General features: G+C 74.0%; 19 protein-coding genes and 1 riboswitch. Of the genes, 9 read left to right on the top strand and 10 right to left on the bottom strand.

Going from position 1 to position 18,220, the window contains the following annotated elements; translation table 11 throughout:
• The first annotated feature begins 72 nt into the window (after positions 1-72).
• The gene (locus BJ981_RS35270) at positions 73-810 is read left to right on the top strand and encodes a GntR family transcriptional regulator (protein ID WP_184617853.1); all 738 of its coding nucleotides are present in this window, start codon (positions 73-75) and stop codon (positions 808-810) included.
• Here BJ981_RS35270 and BJ981_RS35265 read toward each other — a convergent pair.
• Positions 777-1,433, bottom strand: a complete 657-nt coding sequence (locus BJ981_RS35265) for a DedA family protein (protein ID WP_184617852.1) — start codon at positions 1,431-1,433, stop codon at positions 777-779. The genes BJ981_RS35270 and BJ981_RS35265 overlap by 34 nt on opposite strands.
• Before the next feature lie 139 nt (positions 1,434-1,572).
• On the opposite strand from BJ981_RS35265, the gene BJ981_RS35260 reads away from it, so the two are divergent.
• Entirely contained in the window at positions 1,573-2,214 is a 642-nt protein-coding gene (locus BJ981_RS35260; protein WP_184617851.1) for a class I SAM-dependent methyltransferase, read from the top strand.
• Positions 2,215-2,295: 81 nt separating this feature from the next.
• Here the strand turns inward: BJ981_RS35260 and menD are convergent, their stop codons facing one another.
• On the bottom strand, positions 2,296-3,948 hold the full coding sequence (menD, locus tag BJ981_RS35255) for a 2-succinyl-5-enolpyruvyl-6-hydroxy-3-cyclohexene-1-carboxylic-acid synthase (protein ID WP_184617850.1): 1,653 nt from the start codon (positions 3,946-3,948) through the stop codon (positions 2,296-2,298).
• A 423-nt stretch (positions 3,949-4,371) separates the two neighbouring features.
• On the opposite strand from menD, the gene BJ981_RS35250 reads away from it, so the two are divergent.
• The 3 genes from BJ981_RS35250 (at position 4,372) to BJ981_RS38850 (ending at position 7,781) form a co-directional block, all read left to right on the top strand.
• Positions 4,372-5,562 carry an AMP-binding protein gene (locus tag BJ981_RS35250; RefSeq protein WP_184617849.1) on the top strand — a complete coding sequence of 397 codons (1,191 nt, stop codon included), beginning with the start codon at positions 4,372-4,374 and terminating at the stop codon, positions 5,560-5,562.
• A 79-nt stretch (positions 5,563-5,641) separates the two neighbouring features.
• The gene (locus BJ981_RS35245; RefSeq protein ID WP_184617848.1) at positions 5,642-6,004 is read left to right on the top strand and encodes a hypothetical protein; all 363 of its coding nucleotides are present in this window, start codon (positions 5,642-5,644) and stop codon (positions 6,002-6,004) included.
• 346 nt (positions 6,005-6,350) lie between these two features.
• Entirely contained in the window at positions 6,351-7,781 is a 1,431-nt protein-coding gene (locus BJ981_RS38850) for an RNA polymerase sigma factor (RefSeq protein ID WP_239139053.1), read from the top strand.
• A gap of 72 nt (positions 7,782-7,853) precedes the next feature.
• On the opposite strand, the gene BJ981_RS35235 is transcribed toward BJ981_RS38850, so the two are convergent.
• Complete coding sequence (locus BJ981_RS35235) at positions 7,854-8,249, bottom strand: hypothetical protein (protein WP_239139052.1); 396 nt, start codon at positions 8,247-8,249, stop codon at positions 7,854-7,856.
• 160 nt (positions 8,250-8,409) lie between these two features.
• Between BJ981_RS35235 and BJ981_RS35230 the strand changes: the two genes are divergently transcribed.
• Both BJ981_RS35230 and BJ981_RS35225 read left to right on the top strand, forming a co-directional pair.
• Positions 8,410-9,036, top strand: a complete 627-nt coding sequence (locus tag BJ981_RS35230; protein ID WP_184617846.1) for a TetR/AcrR family transcriptional regulator C-terminal domain-containing protein — start codon at positions 8,410-8,412, stop codon at positions 9,034-9,036.
• Between the two features lie 326 nt (positions 9,037-9,362).
• Positions 9,363-9,563 (top strand): DUF5999 family protein, encoded by a 201-nt coding sequence (locus BJ981_RS35225; RefSeq protein WP_184617845.1) that lies wholly within the window; start codon positions 9,363-9,365, stop codon positions 9,561-9,563.
• Between the two features lie 5 nt (positions 9,564-9,568).
• Here the strand turns inward: BJ981_RS35225 and BJ981_RS35220 are convergent, their stop codons facing one another.
• Entirely contained in the window at positions 9,569-10,162 is a 594-nt protein-coding gene (locus BJ981_RS35220) for an alpha/beta hydrolase family protein (protein WP_184617844.1), read from the bottom strand.
• Between the two features lie 81 nt (positions 10,163-10,243).
• Between BJ981_RS35220 and BJ981_RS35215 the strand changes: the two genes are divergently transcribed.
• Positions 10,244-10,630, top strand: a complete 387-nt coding sequence (locus tag BJ981_RS35215) for a hypothetical protein (RefSeq protein ID WP_204070071.1) — start codon at positions 10,244-10,246, stop codon at positions 10,628-10,630.
• Positions 10,627-11,091: a tetratricopeptide repeat protein gene (locus BJ981_RS35210; protein ID WP_184617842.1), complete on the top strand. Its 465-nt coding sequence runs from the start codon at positions 10,627-10,629 to the stop codon at positions 11,089-11,091. Before BJ981_RS35215 ends, BJ981_RS35210 begins: the two co-directional genes overlap by 4 nt.
• A gap of 114 nt (positions 11,092-11,205) precedes the next feature.
• Here the strand turns inward: BJ981_RS35210 and BJ981_RS35205 are convergent, their stop codons facing one another.
• The 6 genes from BJ981_RS35205 to BJ981_RS35180 all read right to left on the bottom strand — a co-directional run bounded on the left by BJ981_RS35205 (position 11,206) and on the right by BJ981_RS35180 (position 18,098).
• Positions 11,206-12,084: a hypothetical protein gene (locus BJ981_RS35205; protein WP_184617841.1), complete on the bottom strand. Its 879-nt coding sequence runs from the start codon at positions 12,082-12,084 to the stop codon at positions 11,206-11,208.
• 114 nt (positions 12,085-12,198) lie between these two features.
• Positions 12,199-15,060 carry an aminomethyl-transferring glycine dehydrogenase gene (gcvP, locus tag BJ981_RS35200; RefSeq protein ID WP_184617840.1) on the bottom strand — a complete coding sequence of 954 codons (2,862 nt, stop codon included), beginning with the start codon at positions 15,058-15,060 and terminating at the stop codon, positions 12,199-12,201.
• A gap of 162 nt (positions 15,061-15,222) precedes the next feature.
• Positions 15,223-15,348, bottom strand: a riboswitch (glycine riboswitch).
• A 178-nt stretch (positions 15,349-15,526) separates the two neighbouring features.
• A complete protein-coding gene (locus tag BJ981_RS35195) occupies positions 15,527-16,144 on the bottom strand; it encodes a MerR family transcriptional regulator (protein WP_184617839.1) in 618 nt (205 codons plus the stop codon).
• A gap of 155 nt (positions 16,145-16,299) precedes the next feature.
• A complete protein-coding gene (locus BJ981_RS35190; RefSeq protein ID WP_184617838.1) occupies positions 16,300-16,770 on the bottom strand; it encodes a bifunctional nuclease family protein in 471 nt (156 codons plus the stop codon).
• A 131-nt stretch (positions 16,771-16,901) separates the two neighbouring features.
• Positions 16,902-17,579, bottom strand: coding sequence for a transcriptional regulator FtsR (gene ftsR, locus BJ981_RS35185; protein WP_184617837.1), 678 nt, complete (start codon positions 17,577-17,579; stop codon positions 16,902-16,904).
• Positions 17,580-17,591: 12 nt separating this feature from the next.
• The gene (locus BJ981_RS35180; RefSeq protein ID WP_184617836.1) at positions 17,592-18,098 is read right to left on the bottom strand and encodes an FHA domain-containing protein; all 507 of its coding nucleotides are present in this window, start codon (positions 18,096-18,098) and stop codon (positions 17,592-17,594) included.
• Positions 18,099-18,220 lie beyond the last annotated feature (122 nt).

The raw sequence follows: 18,220 nt of genomic DNA, 5'->3' as shown, positions 1-18,220 counted from the left end.
GGTTTTTGTCCGGACATCTTGATGTCCGCTACCCTGGTCAGTCAGCGATCGGACACGAGGCCGGGAGAAGGCATGGGCACGCCACTCGACATCGATCTCGATCGCTCCAGCCCCGTGCCGCTGTACTTCCAGGTCGCCGAGCAGATCGCCGAGGCCATCCGGCGGGGCGACCTCGCCCCGGGGGCGCGGCTCGACAACGAGATCCTGCTCGCCGACCGCCTCGGGCTGTCACGCCCGACGATCCGCCAGGCCATCCAGTACCTCGTGGACAAGGGCCTGCTGGTGCGCAAGCGCGGCGTCGGCACGCAGGTGGTGCACGGCCAGGTCAAGCGCTCGGTGGAGCTGACCAGCCTGTACGACGACCTGCGCCGCGCCGGGCAGGACCCGACCACCCGGGTGCTGTCCCTGGCGCCGGTCGGCGCCGACGAGCAGATCGCCGCGATCCTCGGCGTCCCGGCGGGCGCCGAGGTGCTGCGCCTGGAGCGGGTGCGCTACGCCGGCGGCGAGCCGCTGGCCCTGCTGCACAACTGGCTGCCCGCCGCGGCCGGGCTGACCTCCGAGGCGCTGGCGCGGCGCGGCCTGTACGAGCTGCTGCGGGCGGCCGGGGTGCGCATGCGGGTGGCCAACCAGCGCATCGGCGCGCGGGCGGCCACCCCCGCCGAGGCGCGCCTGCTGGACGAGCGCAGGGGCGCCCCGCTGCTGACCATGGTGCGCACCACCTACGACGACCAGGGCAGGGCCGTGGAGCACGGCTCGCACGTCTACCGCGGCTCGCACTACTCGCTGGAGGTCACGCTCATCGAGCGCTGATCCGCCGGCCCGGCCCCGGTGGCGGCCACGCGGCCCGCGCGGCGCTTGATCAGCAGCGTCGTGCCGAGGCCGAACAGCAGGGCGACGACCAGCGCCACCCAGGAGAAGCCCTTGAGCCACCGGTCGGCCGCCACGCCGAGGTAGTAGATGACGGCGGTTGTGCCGCCCGCCCAGGCGATGCCGCCGAGCACGTTGGCGACCAGGAACCGCCAGTACGGCATGTGCAGCGCGCCCGCCAGCGGGCCGGCCAGGATGCGCAGCAGGGCGATGAAACGCCCGAAGAACACCGCCCACATTCCCCACCGGTCGAACGTCTGCTGGGCCTTGGCGATGTGGGCGGGCCCGAAGTGCTTGGGGAACCGCCGGGCGAGGCGGTCGAAGAGCGGCTGCCCGCCTCGGCGGCCGATGGCGTAGCCGATGGAGTCGCCGACGATGGCGCCCGCGCTGGCGCACACCCCGACCCACAGCGGGCTGACGACGTGCTGCGCGGACAGCAGCGCGGCGCTGACGAGGACGACCTCGCCGGGCAGGGGGATGCCCAGGCTCTCCACGCCGATCACACCGCCGACGATCACGTAGATCCAGATGGCCGGAATCGCCTGGAGCCACTCCTCGACATGCATGGCTCACACCCTATGCCGTGCGATGGGCGTTCCCTCCCCCGCGCGGCCCCCTATGCGGGTTCCATACGGTGTCCTGCCGATACTGAAGGAAAGCCGCCGGACGGCGGACTTGGGCGGTATGGCGGAAAGGGGATCGCGGATGGCCGACTGGCGCCGGTCGCGCCTGATCGCGAGGGTCTACGACTTCTGGATCACCCATGAACGGCTGGGCGCGCCCGGGGGACGGCTGCTGTGGGGCGCCGACATGCGGCGCTTCTACCGTGACCTGCGAAGCGCGGCGCGGCCCGGCGCGGGCGAGCGGGTGCTGGACGTGCCCTGCGGCGGAGGCACCGCCTTCACGGCGCTCCCGCCGGACGCGGGCGGCTATGTGGCGGTGGACGTGTCCGCGCTGATGCTGCGCCGGGCCCGTGACCGGGCGCGGCGCCGTGGCCTGCGCCTGGCCGGCCTGCTCCAGGCGGACGTGACCCGGCTGCCGCTGGCGGACGGCGCGTTCGACCGGTGCCTCAGCTCGCTGGGGCTGCACTGCTTCGCCGACCCGGCCGCGGCGCTGGCCGAGATGGCCCGGGTGCTGCGCCCGGGCGGGGCGTTGCGGGGCACGGCGGTCGTGTGCGGGACCGGGTGGCGGCGGGACGCGTTGATCGGCGTGCTGCGCCGCGCGGGCGCGTTCGGCGCCGTGTTCACGGCCGGGGACCTGGCCCGGATGCTGGGGGCGGCGGGGTTCCGGGACGCCGAGGTGCGCCTGGACGGCGCGATCGCCCGCTTCTCGGCCCGCCGGGCCTGACCGCGTCCGCCGTGCCGATCCCGTGCCGATCCCGTGCCGGTCCCGTGCGGGTCCCGTGCCCGGCGCGGTGACGGGGCGGCGTCAGGCCAGGGCGCGGACGGCGTGGTGGGCGGCGTCGCGCATCGCGGCGTGGACGCGGGCGTTGTCCTCGCGGCCGGTGCGGGCCTCCACCAGGCGCAGGCCCTCGCCGCGGACGGCCTTCGGCAGGTCGCCGATCGTGGCCAGGGAGGTGTAGGGGATGCCGGTGGCGGCGGCGACGGCCGACAGGTCCACGCCGTGGGGGGTGCCGAAGACGCGTTCGAAGGAGTCGGGCAGGGCGGCCTGCGGCAGCAGGGAGAAGATGCCGCCGCCGTCGTTGTTGACCACGACCAGGCACAGGTCCGGGCGAGGCTCGCGCGGGCCGAGGATGAGCCCGTTCTGGTCGTGCAGCAGGGTCAGATCGCCGAGCAGGGCGTAGGAGGGCCCGTTGTGCGCCAGGGCCGCGCCGACGGCGGTGGACACCAGCCCGTCGATGCCCGAGGCGCCGCGGTTGGCCAGCAGCCGCAGGCCCCGGCGCGGGCGCATGGCCTGGTCCAGGTCCCTGATCGGCATGGAGGAGCCGGTGAACAGCAGCGCGTTGTTGGGCAGCAGCTCGGCCAGGTCCCTGGCCAGGCGCGGCTCGCTGAGCCCGCTGTCGTCGAGCACCTCGTCCACGGCGCGGCGGGCGGCGGCCTCGGCCGTGCGCCAGGAGCGCAGCCAGCCGTCGTCGCCCGAGGCGGCGGCGATCTCGACGGCGGCGGCGACCTGGGTGGCCGAGCGGGTCGGGTCGGGCCAGCGCGTCAGGTCGGGGCTGACGACGATGTGCTCGTGGACGCGCTTGAGCCACGACATCAGGGGCCGCGACAGGCTCGGACGGCCGAGGGTGACCACGACGTCGGGGCTGTGGGCGTCGGCGAACTCCGGGACGCCGAGCAGGAAGTGGTAGGCCGAGATGGCGTGGTCGCCGTAGCGGGCGCCGCCGCTGGGCTCCGACAGCACCGGCCAGCCCGCCATCCCCGCTGCGGCGACGTGGCGGCGCACGTTGACGGCGCCGTCGCCGACCACCAGCACTCCGCGCCGGGTCGGGGGGACGTGCAGCCCGGCCGAGGGGGGCGCCACCCGGGCCCGCACCCAGGGGCCGTCGCCGCCCTCCAGAGGCTCGCACCAGGTGGTGTCGCCGTCGGGGATCAGCGGCTCGCGGAAGGCCAGGTTGAGGTGGACGGGGCCGGGGTCGCCGGGGCCGAGGGCGCGCTGGTAGGCGCGGCAGGCCAGCGAGCGCCAGTAGGCGACCTGGCCGGGACGCTCCTCGGGCACGCCGACCTCGGCGAACCAGCGGACCGACGGCCCGTACAGCTTGAGCTGGTCGATGGTCTGGCTGGCGCCGGTGCCGCGCAGTTCGGGCGGGCGGTCCGCGGTCAGCAGCAGGAGCGGGACGCCCGACTCGCTCGCCTCGATCACCGCGGGGTGGAAGTTGGCGGCGGCGCTGCCGGAGGTGCAGACGAGGGCGACCGGCCGCTCGGACCTGCGGGCCAGGCCGAGGGCGAGGAAGGAGGCCGACCGCTCGTCGATGCGCACGTGCAGCCGCAGCCGCGGGTCGCCGTGTGCGGCGATGGCGAGCGGCGCCGACCGGGAGCCCGGGGCCAGCACGAGGTCGGTCAGCCCGCAGCGCACCAGCTCGTCGACCAGTACGCCGCTCAGCGCCGTGGCGGGGTTCACCGGGCCTCCCCCGGGCGGGCACGGCGACGCCTGACCGCGTGCGGGGCGAGGTGGGGGGCCCTCATGTACGCGCGGAGGGGCGGCCGCAGGAGCGGGGACGGCACGGGGCCGGCACGGCGACGCGGACCGGACGAATACCCACCGGACGAACACGGACCCGAGGAACGCGGACTAGATGAACGCGGACTAGATGAACGCGGACCGAGTGATCGCGGGCCGGGCCGACACCGAACGGACCGATACCGACCAGATGATCGCGGACCGGCCGGACGCGGGCGGGATGGACGCTGAGGGGATGCTGGTGCTCGCCGGGCCGGTTCCAGTCGACGGTGCCCACTGTCAGTCTCGCTCCTCACTCGGCCCGGCACGGCCACGAGGCGCCCCGCGCGGGGGACGCCTCCCATCGGGACTAACCTTACGACCGTGGGTGAGCGTCCGGTGCACGCGGTACTCGGCACTCCCGGCCCGCTGGTTCTGGAGAAGGTCCGTGAGGCGCTCCTCGGCGGCGGCCCGGCCGTGCTGCCGCTCGATCCTTCCCTGCCGGGCCCCGCGCTGCGGGCGACGCTGGCGGCCCTGCGCCCCACGCACCTGGTCACCGCCGGCGGCGTCGAGGCCCTGCCCGGCGGGGTGCCGGCGGACGGCGCGGTCGCGGCGATCATCGCGACCAGCGGGTCCACGGGCACGCCCAAGGGGGTGGAGCTGCCCGCCGCCGCGCTGGTCGCCTCGGCGACCGCCTCGCTGGAGCGGATCGGCGCGCGCCCGGGCGAGCGCTGGCTGTGCTGCCTTCCCCCCTCGCACGTCTCCGGCCTGCAGGTGCTGGTCCGGGCGCTGCTCGGCGGCACGGAGCCGGTGGTCCACGAGCGGTTCTCCCCCGGCGCGGTGGCCGCCGCGGGCGCCGACCACGTCTCTCTGGTCCCCACCCAGCTCCGCCGCGTGCTCGACGCCGGGGTGCCCTTGGCGGGGCTGCGCACGGTGCTGCTCGGCGGCGCCGCGCCCCCGCCCGGCCTGCTGGAGGCGGCCCGCGACGCGGGGGTGCGCGTGGTGACGACGTACGGCATGAGCGAGACGTGCGGGGGCTGCGTCTACGACGGCGTGCCGCTGAACGGCGTACGGGTGGCGGCCGGCCCCGGCGGGCGGATCCGCCTCGGCGGGCCGGTGCTGTTCGCCGGGTACCGGCTGCGGCCCGACCTGACGGCGGCGGCCATGGACGGCGGCTGGTACGTGACCTCCGACCTGGGCACGGTCGAGGGGGGCAGGCTGCGGGTGCTGGGCCGCGCGGACGACGTGATCAACACCGGGGGGCGCAAGGTCGTCGCCGGGACGGTGGCCGGGGTGCTGGGCGGGCATCCGGGCGTGCGGGAGGCCGTCGTGCTGGGCCGGCCGCACCCGGAGTGGGGACAGGAGGTGGTCGCGGTCGTCGTGCCCGCCGATCCCGCCGCTCCCCCGGCGCTGGCGGAGCTGCGCGCGCACGTGAAGACGCGCCTGCCGGGGTACGCGGCGCCGCGCGCGGTGCGGCTGGTGGACCGGTTGCCGCTGCTCCCGAACGGCAAACATGACCTTGTCGCGATAAGAGAAGAGATTTCCCGGTTTGTTGGCACAGGCGATCTTTCTTGACCACAATGTCCCGTCAAGGGAACCGGAAGCAGCCTCCGGCGCGTCTTAAAGGACAGCTGGACCCAGGAAGGACGCCTTGATGAAGCCAACCCGCAAGATGTGGATCTCCGCCGCGGTGACCGGTGTGGTCCTCGCCGGGGGAATCTCCGTCGCGGCCGCCGCCGCGTCCGGCCGGGTGGAACAGGCCGACAAGGCCGGGTCGAAGACCTCCGAGACCTACGGCCCGGGCGAGGCTCCCGGCCAGATCCCCGGCCCCGAGATCCCCCAGAACGCCGAGCCGACCCGCTCGCCGGAGACGTTCGTGGTCACCGACCCCGACGTCAACGGCGACCCGCGCAAGGTGGCGGAGTTCTGGACCGAGAAGCGCCTCGAGGACGCCGAGCCGCTGCCGATCCCGGTCCTGACCCCGGAGAAGACCCCCACCAAGAAGCCCACCGGCTGACGCCGGGGCCGCGAGCCGGGGAAGGCGGGCGCCAGGACGGCGGCCCGCCTTCTTTCATGCCGCGCCGGTTCCGCGCCGGGAACGGGCCGCGCGGACGGGCCGGAACCGCCCCCGAGGGGGATCCCGGGGCCGCCTCGCGGCGGGCGGTGTCGAAGGCCCGATCCGGGGCAGAGGGCATGCCACCAGGGACGATGAAGCCGAGGAACAGGAGTTGATCAGGCACGGTCTTGCGGGCGGCGGGAACAAACCACGGCCTCCGGCGTTATTGATACTGGTGCGCCGAACGCGAACGCCGCGCCATCCCATCGACTGAAACCGACGACTCCGTGACGGAGGAGGTGTGCTCATGCCCAGAACCACCGCGGCGGCCCCGGCCGAGAGCGAGGCGCCCGCGACGGCCCTCGCCCGGATCCTCGACCAAGGACGAGCGCAGGGTCACCTTTCCCTCGCGGATCTCCGCGAGGCGTTCTCGTCGGCGGGGGTCGGCCCGGCCAAGGGCCGTTCCATCCTGCGCGAGCTCACCGAGGCCGGCGTGAGCCTGGCGACCGAGAACGAACCCGCCACGCAGGCGGGCGCCCCGGCCGGGAAGACCCGTAAGAGCACCACAGTGAAGACCACGGCGAAGAGCGCAATGACCAGCACCACCACCTCCAAGCCCGCGCACACCGGCGTCCGGGCGGCCGGCGCCGCGACCACCGCGGAGACCGCCGAGGCCCGCCCCCGGCGCGGCCGGGCCGCACACAAGACCGCCGCCCCGCCCGCCCCGGCGCGGCCCGCCTCCAAGGACGAGCCCGGCCCGGAGGACTCCTGGGAGGAGCCCGACGAGGCCGAGCTGCAGGGCGAGACCCTCGACCTGGACGACCAGTCCTCGGTCATGGGCGACTCGGTGCATACCTACCTCAAGTCCATCGGCCGCCGCACGCTGCTGACCGCGGCCGAGGAGGTCGAGCTGGCCAAGCGCATCGAGGCGGGCCTGTACGCCGAGCACAAGCTGGAGACCGGCTCGCCCGGCGAGCAGGAGCGCACCGAGCTGGAGTGGGTCGTCGAGGACGGCCGCCGCGCCAAGGACCACATGCTGGAGGCCAACCTCCGCCTGGTGGTCTCGGTCGCCAAGAAGTACACCGACCGCGGCATGGCCCTGCTGGACGTCGTGCAGGAGGGCAACCTCGGCCTGATCCGCGCGGTGGAGAAGTTCGACTACTCCAAGGGGTACAAGTTCTCCACCTACGCCATGTGGTGGATCCGCCAGGCCATCCAGCGCGGCTTCGCCGACTCGGCGCGCACGATCCGCCTGCCGGTCCACGTGCTGGAGCTGCTGTCCAAGCTGTCGCGCGTCGAGCGCGACATGCACCAGCGGCTGGGCCGCGAGCCGACCCCTGAGGAGCTGGCGGTCGAGCTGGACAAGACCCCCGACCAGATCGAGGAGCTCCTGCGCACCAGCCGCCAGCCGATCAGCCTGAACGCGACGATCGGCGAGGACGGCGAGACCACGATCGGCGACCTGATCGAGGACGTCGACGCGCCCGAGGCCTCCGAGGTCGTGGACCGTCAGCTCCTCGGCGCCGAGCTGCGCGGCGTGCTGGACAACCTGACCCCGCGCGAGGCCAAGATCATGGCGCTGCGCTTCGGGCTGATCGACGGCAAGCCGCACACGCTGGACGAGATCGGCAAGCACCTGGGCCTGACCCGGGAGCGGATCCGCCAGTTGGAGAAGGAGTCCCTCTCCAAGCTCCGCCACCCGAGCAACACCCGGCCCCTGCTCGACTGGGCGAGCTGACCACCCGCGCGCCGTTCGTCCCGGCTGGCTCGGTCCACCCGAGCCGGCCGGTCCGTTTTCCGGCGCCGTTCTCTAGTGCGTGGGGGCGGTGCCGGCGCCGGAGGGGTAGGCGCGCGGGGCGCGGACGATGCCGGTGAGGCGGTTCTCCTCGCGCAGGGTGCGCAGACGGTCGACCTCGGCGGTCCACCTGGCGCCCTCGGGCGTGGCGACCCCCTTGCGGCGGCGGATGCGGTCGTCGTAGGCGCGCACGCCCAGAGTCGCCCGGCGGGCCGCCTCCGCGGTGCGCAGCGCGTCGGTCAGCGCGCGGTCGAAGGCCAGGCCCGCGGCGCGCAGCTCGGCGGTGCCCGCGCCCTCGGCCTGCGCCCGGCGCAGCTCGCTCTCGGCCTCGCGCGCCTTGTGGAGCACCTGGGCGAAGCCCTTCCCGACCTCCTGGTCGGCGTGGTGCCTGACCTCCGCCTCCCGGCTCACCCTCGGACGGAAAAACGCCATCGCCCTGCCCTTTCTCGGCCTTTCGCCGGTGATCCGGCGCTTGTCGCACGCCCTAGCGTACGCCGCTCCGGGAGCGCCCGGGTTCGCGGACCGGCGTGGCGCCCTTTACAAAGTAAGCCAAATTGTGGATCATGGCGGCATGCCGGCGAAACGACCTCCCGTTCCCCTGTCCCGCGAGCGCATCATCGAGGCGGCGCTCCACATCGCCGACGGCCAGGGCCTGCGGCGGCTGACCATGCGCCGTCTCGGCGACGCGCTGCAGGTGGAGGCGATGGCCATCTACCACCACCTCCCGCGCGGCAAGGAAGCGCTGATGGACGCGCTGGCCGAGCACGTCACCACCGTCGCCGTCGAGCCGTCCGGCGCGGCGAGCTGGCAGGAGGTGGCGCGCGCGTGGGCCCGCGCCGCCAGGACGGCGCTGCTCGACCACCCCGGCGTGCTGGCCCTGGCGCTGACCAAGCCGCCCCGGGGCACCGCGCTGATGGCGATCCGCGACCAGACCGAGCAGCTCGCCGAGGCGGGCCTGGACGACGCGGCGCGCGCCGTCCGCACCCTGCGGGCCTTCGTGATGGGCAGCGTCGCGGTGGAGATCCAGCGCTCCGGCTGGGCCGCGGGCCCGGACGGCGACGAGGAGGACGCCCTCCCCCTCCCGGAGCCCGGTCCGGCCGCCCTTTCGGGGCCCGGGGGCGCCGAGCCGGCCGAGGAGGCCGTGGACGCCTTCGAGCGGGGCCTGGAGGCCGTGCTCAGAGGGCTCGCCCCGGCGTAACCATTCGTTTATCCGTTCGGCGGCGAGTCGTATTGAGACCGTTATCTTGGCTGGGGCACGCTTGTGCCGCAGGTCACACCGCATGAGACCAGCCCTGTCGGCCCCCTTGACCCCCCTAATCGAAGGATCTAAACCGTCCTAATGGGCTATGTCGCCCGCGTGTGACCCGCAGCACACTTACTCTGTAAGTGTGTGCCAGCACACACATCGACAGCAAAGCGTTCGGCCCCGTCCGACGGGGGCGGGGGAATCGGGGCGGGCGAAAGCCCCCACGCCGAGAACCCCGGCCGGACACCAGACCGAGAGAGAGATCCGGAGGCACGCCGATGTGCCCGCATGAGCCGTCCTGTCCGACCACCACCGCGCCGGACCGCGAAGCCGCCCGCACGATCGCGGCACACCCTGAGCAGGGGTGGAGCCTGTTGTGCAACGGCATCGTGCTTTTCGAGGACACCGGGGAGCTCCTGCCCGACGGTGCGATCATCGCGCCGCACCGCCCCACCGACCTCGCGATCAGCGCGGCCTGACACCCTCACGCGTAACGGGGGCCGAGCCACCGCGCGACCACCTCGCCCACCCGGGCGGGGTTTTTCTTGAACTCGTGCGCCTCTCCCGGCAGCACGACCAGTTCGGCGGCGTCCGCGACGTCGGGGACGCCGAAGGGATCGCGGTCGCCGTTCACCACGAGTACGTCCACGCCCGCCTCGCGCAGCTCGCCGGCCCGTGAGCGGTCGGGCCTGCCCGGCGGGCGCAGCGGGAAGGCCAGCGCCACCACGGCCTCGGCCCCGGCGGCGCGCGCGGTCCTGCACGCCACCCGCGCCCCGTTGCTCCGCCCTCCCTGCACGAGGGCCAGGCCGGGGAACCGGCGCCGCAGCTCGGCCACCAGCGCCGTCCACGCCGCGTCCTGGCGGACGGCCGACCCCGGAGCCCGGGCCCCGGCCACCCGGAACGGCTGAAGCACCCGTGCCACCGTCCCGCCGACGCCGGTGACCGCGTCGCGCACCGCCAGCAGGTCGGGCGACTCCACTCCCCCGGCGGACCCGTGGGTGAGCACGAACAGGAACCGCGGATCGGGGACCTCGTCCACCTCCACGATCGCCGGGCCGCTCGGCGTCACGATGCGCATGGCGCACACCGTACCTGCGGAGGACTCCGCTACTTCTCACGGGGGATGCCCTCGGCCGGACGTCCATGACAGATTATGACGGTGCCGGATAATCCACGCGATGAGCTGCGGGCGACCGTCGAGGCCAGACGCGATCTCGGGCCCGACTACGAGAACGCGCTGATCGAGTCGTTCCTCGACAAGCTGGACACCACGATCGACGCCCGGGTGCGCGCGGCGGTGGCCACCCAGAACGGGCACCCGGACGGCTACGCCCCGCCCCTCGGCGGCCCGCAGCCCGCGCCGGGCAAGCACCACGCCCAGCGGGTCGACCCCTCGCTCCCGATCGCGCTCGGATCGCTGGGCATCGGCGTCCCGCTCACGGCGATCGCCGCGGCCGGCGCCGGGCCCGGGGGGCTGTTCCTGGCCTGGACGGGCATCGTGCTCGTCAACGTCGCCGCCGCCTTCGGCCGCCGCAAGGGCCGATGACCACCGATCCCACGCCGGCCCGGATCGGCCAGGGGGTGGAGTTGCATCACCACCAAGGTCAGCGTGACGCCGCCCGCGACCTGTTCGCCCAGATCTGGGAGGACATCGGCGGCGAGCAGGGCGATCCGCTGCACGTCTGCGTCCTCGCCCACTCGATGGCCGATGTGCAGGACGACGTGCGGCAGGAGCTGACGTGGGATCTGCGGGCGCTCGCCGCCGCCGACCGGGTCACCGACGAGGGGATCGCGCAGGCCGGGGTGACGATCTCGGTGGCGGGCCTGTATCCGTCGTTGCACCTGAACCTGAGCGAGTGCCATCGCAAGCTGGGCGATCTCGATCGCGCCCGTGAGCACCTCCAGCGGGCCCGGGCCGGGATCGGCGCGCTCGGCGACGACGAGTACGGGCGGCTCATCAAGGGCGGCCTGGAGCGGGTGGCCGAGCAGTTGGGCGAGAGCGTCTGACCGCGCCCGCCCGGAGAGACGCCGCAGGAGAGTGAATCACCGGCGGGAGCGCCGCCATCGCGTCCCGGGTGCGATGGCGGCGCCCTCACCGCGGTCAAGCCCGGCGACGCCGTCTCACGAGCGCCGGTCCTCGTCCTCGTCCTCGCCCGCGTCCGGAGCCCGCGTGTCGTCCGGGGCGTCGCCGGCGAAGGCCGCGTCGTCGCGGGCCCGGCGCAGGCGCACCTGGGAGGCGACCTCCTCGTCGGGGTGGCCGAGGCCGTACTCCCACACCGTGGCGGCGTCGGCGTCCCTGCCGCGCAGCGGGAGCACGCGGGCCAGCAGCTCGATCGCCAGCGCCGTGCCGTCGGGGTCGCCGCCCTCCTCGGCGGCGGAGGCGAACTCGCCGCACGCCAGGTCCAGGTGGGCCATGCCGAGCATCACGCGCAGCCGGCCCTGCTCGGCGGCGTCGGGGACCTGCAGGGCCTCGAGGACCACGTCGGCGGCCTCCCCCGGCGCGCCGTCCTCCAGCAGCCGCCCGGCCAGGAGCTGGGCCGCCCGGGAGGCCGTCACGGGGTCGCCGGTGGCCAGCGCCGCCCGCAGCGCGGTCTCGGCCGCCGCGTCGTCGCCCTGGCCCTCGGCGATGCGGGCCAGCGCCATGTGGGCCGCGGGCAGGTAGGCCGGCGTGCCGAGGCCGATCACCGCCTGCCAGGCGGCGCGGGCCTGGTCGCCGAGGTCCTCCTCCTCGAACCCGCGGGCCAGCAGGCAGGCCGCCTGGGCGGCGTACTCCGGGTGGCCGGTGGCCAGGGCCGTGCGGGCGGCGGCCCTGGACCCGGCGACGTCGCCGCGCCGCTCCAGGACCACGGCCAGGCCGACGGCCGCCTGGGCGCGGTCGGCCTCACCGTCGTCGGCGGCCAGCTCGGCGAAGATCTCCGCCGCCGCGTCCAGCTCGCCGCTCTCGGCGAGCCGTCGCGCGTCGTCGATCCGCCGGCCGGAGTCCACCTCGTGCGCCGCCATCAAGACCTCTTCTCCGCGTGGGGGGAGTGGGGGAACCGCGGGTCTCGCGACGCGGAAGGCGCCGTCGCGCGCGACATATTATGCCGATCGGGACGGCCTCCGGGGCGGCGTACGTCAGTCCTCGTAGGCCTCCAGCGGGGGGCAGGAGCACACCAGGTTGCGGTCGCCGTAGGCCTGGTCGATGCGGCGGACCGGCGACCAGTACTTGCCCTCGCGCAGCGCCGGGACGGGGTAGGCCGCCTCGGTGCGGGTGTAGGGGTGCTGCCAGTCGTCGGCCACCAGGCAGTCGGCGGTGTGCGGGGCGTTCCGCAGGGGGTTGTCGGCGCGGTCGTAGGCGCCGGAGGCGACCTTGGCGATCTCGCCCCTGATCGCGATCATGGCGTCGACGAAGCGGTCCAGCTCGGCCAGGTCCTCGCTCTCGGTGGGCTCGATCATCAGGGTGCCCGCCACCGGGAAGGACATGGTGGGCGCGTGGAAGCCGTAGTCGATCAGCCGCTTGGCGACGTCGTCGACGGTGACGCCGGTCTCCTTGGTGATCTGGCGCAGGTCCACGATGCACTCGTGCGCCACCAGGCCCTCGCGGCCGGTGTAGAGCACCGGGTAGTGGGGGGCGAGCCGGCGCGCGAGGTAGTTGGCCGACAGGATGGCCTGCTCGGTGGCCGCCGTGAGGCCCTCACCGCCCATCATGCGCACATACGCCCACGAGATGGGCAGGATGCCCGCCGAGCCGTAGGGCGCCGCCGAGACCGGCCCGACGGGCCCGCCGTCCCGCAGCGGGTGGCCGGGCAGGTAGGCCGCCAGGTGGGCGCGCACCGCGACCGGGCCGACGCCCGGGCCGCCGCCGCCGTGCGGGATGCAGAAGGTCTTGTGCAGGTTCAGGTGGGAGACGTCGGCGCCGAACGCGCCGGGCTTGGCCAGCCCGACCAGGGCGTTGAGGTTGGCCCCGTCGACGTAGACCTGGCCGCCGGCCTCGTGGACGCGCGCGCAGATCGCGGTGATCGTCTCCTCGTACACCCCGTGCGTGGAGGGGTAGGTCACCATGATCGCGGCGAGCCGGTCCCGATGCTTGCCGATCTTGGCGTCGAGGTCGGCGAGGTCCACGTTGCCCTGGTCGTCGCAGGCCACCACGACCACCCGCATGCCGGCCATGACGGCGCTGGCGGCGTTGGTGCCGTGCGCCGAGGACGGGATGAGGCACACGTCGCGCTCCAGGTCGCCGTTGGCGCGGTGGTAGGCGCGGATGGCCAGCAGCCCGGCGAACTCGCCCTGGGAGCCGGCGTTCGGCTGCAGCGAGACCGCGTCGTAGCCGGTGACCTCGGCCAGCCAGCGCTCCAGGTCGGCGATGAGCGCGAGGTAGCCCTCGGCCTGCTCGGCGGGCGCGTAGGGGTGCAGGCCGGCCAGCTCGGGCCAGGTGATCGGCTCCATCTCGGTGGTGGCGTTGAGCTTCATCGTGCACGAGCCGAGCGGGATCATCGACCGGTCGAGCGCGATGTCCTTGTCCTGGAGCCTGCGCAGGTAGCGCAGCAGCGCGGTCTCGGAGCGGTGCGCGCGGAACACCGGGTGGGCCAGGTACTCGGTGGAGCGCAGCAGCTCGCCGGGCAGGGCGTCGGAGGCGGAGGTGTCCACGTCCTCCAGCACGACGCCCTCGAGGCCGAAGGACTCCCAGACCGCGGCCAGGTGGCCGCCGGTGGTGGTCTCGTCGCAGGCGACGCCCACGTGGTCGGCGTCCACGTGGCGCAGGTTGATCCCGCGGGCGCGGGCGGCGGCCACGACCTCTCCGGCCCGGCCGGGCACCCGGGCCAGGACCGTGTCGAAGAACGCCTCGTGCACGACCTCGACGCCCGCGCCGCGCAGCCCGGCGGCCAGGACGGCGGCGTGCCGGTGGACGCGCTGGGCGATGCGCCTGAGCCCCTCGGGGCCGTGGTAGACGGCGTACGTGCCGGCGATGACGGCGAGCAGGACCTGGGCGGTGCAGATGTTGCTGGTGGCCTTCTCGCGGCGGATGTGCTGCTCGCGGGTCTGCAGGGCCAGGCGGTAGGCGGCCCGGCCGTCGGCGTCCTGGGACACCCCGACCAGGCGCCCGGGCATCTGCCGCTGCAGGCCCTCGCGGACCGACATGTAGGCGGCGTGCGGGCCGCCGAAGCCGAGGGGGACGCCGAAGCGCTGGGAGGAGCCCACGGCGATGTCGGCGCCGAGGAAGCCGGGCGACTCCACCAGGGTGAGGGCCAGCAGGTCGGCGGCGGCGACCACCAGCGCGCCGCGGGCGTGCGCCTCCTCGGCCAGGGCGCGGAAGTCCTTCAGCCGGCCGCTCGCGCCCGGATACTGGACCAGGACGCCGAACAGCTCGCCGCCGGGCAGGCCCTCGGACAGGTCGGCCTCGGCCAGCTCGATGCCGAGGGGCTCGGCGCGGGTGGCGAGCACGGCCTTGGTCTGCGGGAGCGCGTCGGCGTCCACGACGAACACCGGGCTCTTGGCGCGGCCCGCGCGGCGGGCCAGCGTCATCGCCTCGGCGGCGGCGGTGGCCTCGTCCAGCAGGGAGGCGCCGGCGACGTCCAGGCCGGTGAGGTCGGCGATCACGGTCTGGAAGTTCAGCAGGGCCTCCAGGCGGCCCTGGGAGATCTCCGGCTGGTAGGGGGTGTAGGCGGTGTACCAGCCGGGGTTCTCCAGCAGGTTGCGCCGGATGACCGCCGGGGTGATCGTGTCGTGGTAGCCCAGGCCGATCATGGAGGTGAGCAGGCGGTTGCGCCCGGCCAGGGCGCGCAGCTCGGCGATGGCCTCGGTCTCGCTCGCCGCCGGGGGCAGGCGCAGCGGGCCCTCGGCGCGGATCATGCCGGGGACCGCGACGGCGACCAGGTCGGCGACCGAGGCGTAACCGACGGCCTGCAGCATGCGGGCCTGTTCGGCGTCGGAGGGGCCGATGTGCCGCGTGGCGAAGGGCGGCGCGGACAGGTCGCGAAGCGGTGACCGATCGGTCATGGAGGCCCTCCTGAAGGGTTGAGACCGGGCGCGTGGCGCGCGTGTGCCGTCTCCCCCTCTGTCAGCGCGGCGCGTGCCGCGACCTGAGAGCTTCACCCCCCGCGGGGGGCTTGCACCGTCGGTGAGGCACGCCTGGCGGGCATGCCTGCTTTCCAGAGTCGCCTCACCCGCGCGGTACGTGTGCCTGAGAGATTCCGGGGAGGTTGCTCCTTCGGCGCCCGGGCCAGCGGGCGGGCGCCGCGGCCGCGGCGCCTGCTCGTGCCCTCGGGACTCTCCCGCGCGGGGTCGTAAGCCTTGCACCAACTGTACCCGCCCGTCACGGGCGGAAGGCTACCCCAGTACCGCCCCGCCACGCGGGCGCGCGCCGGCGCCGGGTTCGCCGCGTGCGGCCCCACACCGCCGTCCCGCGAACCCGGGGACCGTCCTGCCGATTCCCGCCGCTCCCCCACCGGGGGGCGGGAGCCGGTCAGCCCGTCCTGCGGGCCTTCCTGCGCCGAGCCAGCTCGTCACCCGGGTGGTCCTCCGTGGTGGCGGCCGGCTCCACGCGTTCCCCCGGCAGCTCCGCCAGGGTGCCCTCGACCTCGCGCCAGACGCCGCCGAGGGCGATGCCGAACACGCCCTGGCCGCCTTCCAGAAGGTCGATGACCTCGTCGGCCGAGGTGCACTCGTACACGCTCACGCCGTCGCTCATCAGCGTGATCTGCGCCAGGTCGTTGACCCCGCGCTCGCGCAGGTGCTGGACCGCGGTGCGGATCTGCTGGAGCGACACCCCGGTGTCGAGCAGGCGCTTGACCACCTTGAGCACCAGGATGTCGCGGAAGCTGTAGAGCCGCTGCGAGCCCGAGCCATGCGCCGGCCGCACCGACGGCTCGACGAGCTGGGTCCTCGCCCAGTAGTCGAGCTGCCGGTAGGTGATGCCGGCCGCCGAGCAGGCCGTCGGGCCGCGGTATCCCACGTCGGCGGGCAGCGACGCCGGCCGCTCGTCGAACAGCAGGCCCTGCTCTCCCGCGCGCTCCCGAGCCGACCGGCGCTGGGCCGGATCGTGCTGGTCGGCCGTCTTTCCCTCGCCGCTGCTGACCGCCACTGCGGACCTCCGGCTTTCTCTCATCCCACGGTCTGATCTGGGGGTTCGTGAATTACAACCGTGGTTTCCCTTGCACCGTAGGACCGGTGCGATGCTCAGTCAACGATCCCGCCCGGCGCGTCGTGAAGCGTAAATGCCCGATATGGCGCACTGGGCTACCCCGCACGGCCGAAGTCCTCCGGGGTGATCGTGTCCAGGAACTCGCGGAACTTCTCGACCTCGTCCTCCTGGTCGTCGGGAATGATGACACCGGCCTCGCGCACCACGTCCTCACTGGCGAAGATGCTCGTGCCGGTGCGCAGCGCGAGCGCGATCGAGTCCGAGGGGCGCGCGCTCACCTCGACCCCGTTGGAGAACACCAGGTCGGCGAAGAAGATCCCGTCGCGCAGCGCCACGATGTTGACCGCCTGCAACCGCACGCCGAGGGCTTCGATCACGTCCTTGAACAAGTCGTGGGTGAGCGGCCGCGGAGGTGGCTCCTCGGCCTGTGCCAACGCGATGGCCGTGGCCTCGGTCATGCCAATCCAGATCGGCAGATATCGCTCACCCTTCGCCTCCTTCAGAAGGACGATGGGTTGGTTGGTGGGCATCTCCACGCGGACCCCCACGACCTCCATCTGCAACACACGCGGCTCCGTCCCATTGGGTCACCGGCCCGCTCCGGGCCTGCTCCCTTACGGCTCTCAGCTCGCGGCGTGACCATCGCCGCAAAATTCAACGTAACATCCTCCCACCCCGAAATGTCCGGGCGGCTCCGTCACCGGCCGAGAATGCCCCGCAGACCGGTCCTCACCAGGGCGGTGCGCAGTTCCTGGAGCAGCCCGGAGATCTCGCGGGCGGTCTCCTCGGCCTGGCCGGCGGCGCCCGGGGCGCGGCGGCGCATGAGGGGCGCGACGGCCTGCTCGACGAGCCCGGCCTCGCGCTCGGCGGCGGCCCGCAGCGTCCGCAGGTGGCGGGGGTGCAGGCCGAAGCCGGCGAGCGCGCCGCAGGCCCTGGCGACGGTGAGGGCCTCGGCGTCGTACCAGCGGGCGACGGGCGTGATCAGCCCGTAGTCCTCCAGCTCGGCGAGGGTCTCCTCGTCCAGGCCCGCGGCCTCCAGCAGGTCGGGGCGGGTCAGCCGGACCTCGGGCGCGGGAGGGTCGCCGACGGGGCGGGGGCCGCCCAGCGGCGCGTCCTGCGGGCCGGCGGTCATCAGATGGTCCTTGATGACGCGCAGCGGCAGGTAGCGGTCGCGCTGGGCGGTGAGGATGTAGCGCAGGCGCTCGACGTCGGCGTGGGTGAACTTGCGGTACCCCGAGGGCGAGCGCTGGGGCTCGATGAGCCCCTCGCCCTCCAGGAAGCGGATCTTGGAGACGGTGACGTCGGGGAAGTCCGCCCGGAGGATCTCCAGGACCTCCCCGATGCTCATGAACGCCCGGGCGGCCTGCGCGCTCATCACCGTCCCACCTCACCCACGCGTGAGGAACACCAGCCGGAACTTGCCGATCTGGACTTCGTCACCGCCGGTCAGAGGGTGCTCCTCGATGCGCTCCCGGTTGACGTAGGTGCCGTTGAGGCTGCCGACGTCGCGGGCGGTGAAGTAGTCGCCGCGCCGGTAGAACTCGGCGTGGCGGCGCGACACCGTCACGTCGTCGAGGAAGATGTCGCTCTCGGGGTGGCGGCCCGCGGTGGTGAGGTCGCTGTCGAGCAGGAAGCGGCTCCCGGCGTTCGGCCCGCGCATCACGACCAGCAGCGCCGTGCCCGGCGGCAGCTGGTCGACGGCCGCGCGATCGGGTAGGAGCGTCTGCCCGGTCGTCTCCGAGTCCATCGCCTCGATCCCGCTGAGGGAGATCGTGGAGGTGGTGTCCCCCAGCGGCGTGCTCTCGGGACGGCTCAGCGGCGACCCGCAGCGTGAGCAGAAACGGGCGTCCTCAGGGTTGGCATTGCCGCACTGCGTGCAGTAGACGCTCGGCATCGATCGGCTCGGCCTCCTACCGCGAAGTCGCGGCGACGGTGCTCATGGCGGCGTGCCTCGGGTCTTCGCTTCTCATGGGTCAGACTGCGAATGCCGCAACATACGCTGATGAGTCACAAAGG

Origin of the sequence: Sphaerisporangium krabiense (genome assembly GCF_014200435.1) — a bacterium.
GTDB classification, from domain to species: Bacteria; Actinomycetota; Actinomycetes; order Streptosporangiales; family Streptosporangiaceae; genus Sphaerisporangium; species Sphaerisporangium krabiense.
This window is presented reverse-complemented; position numbering and strand designations above follow the sequence as displayed.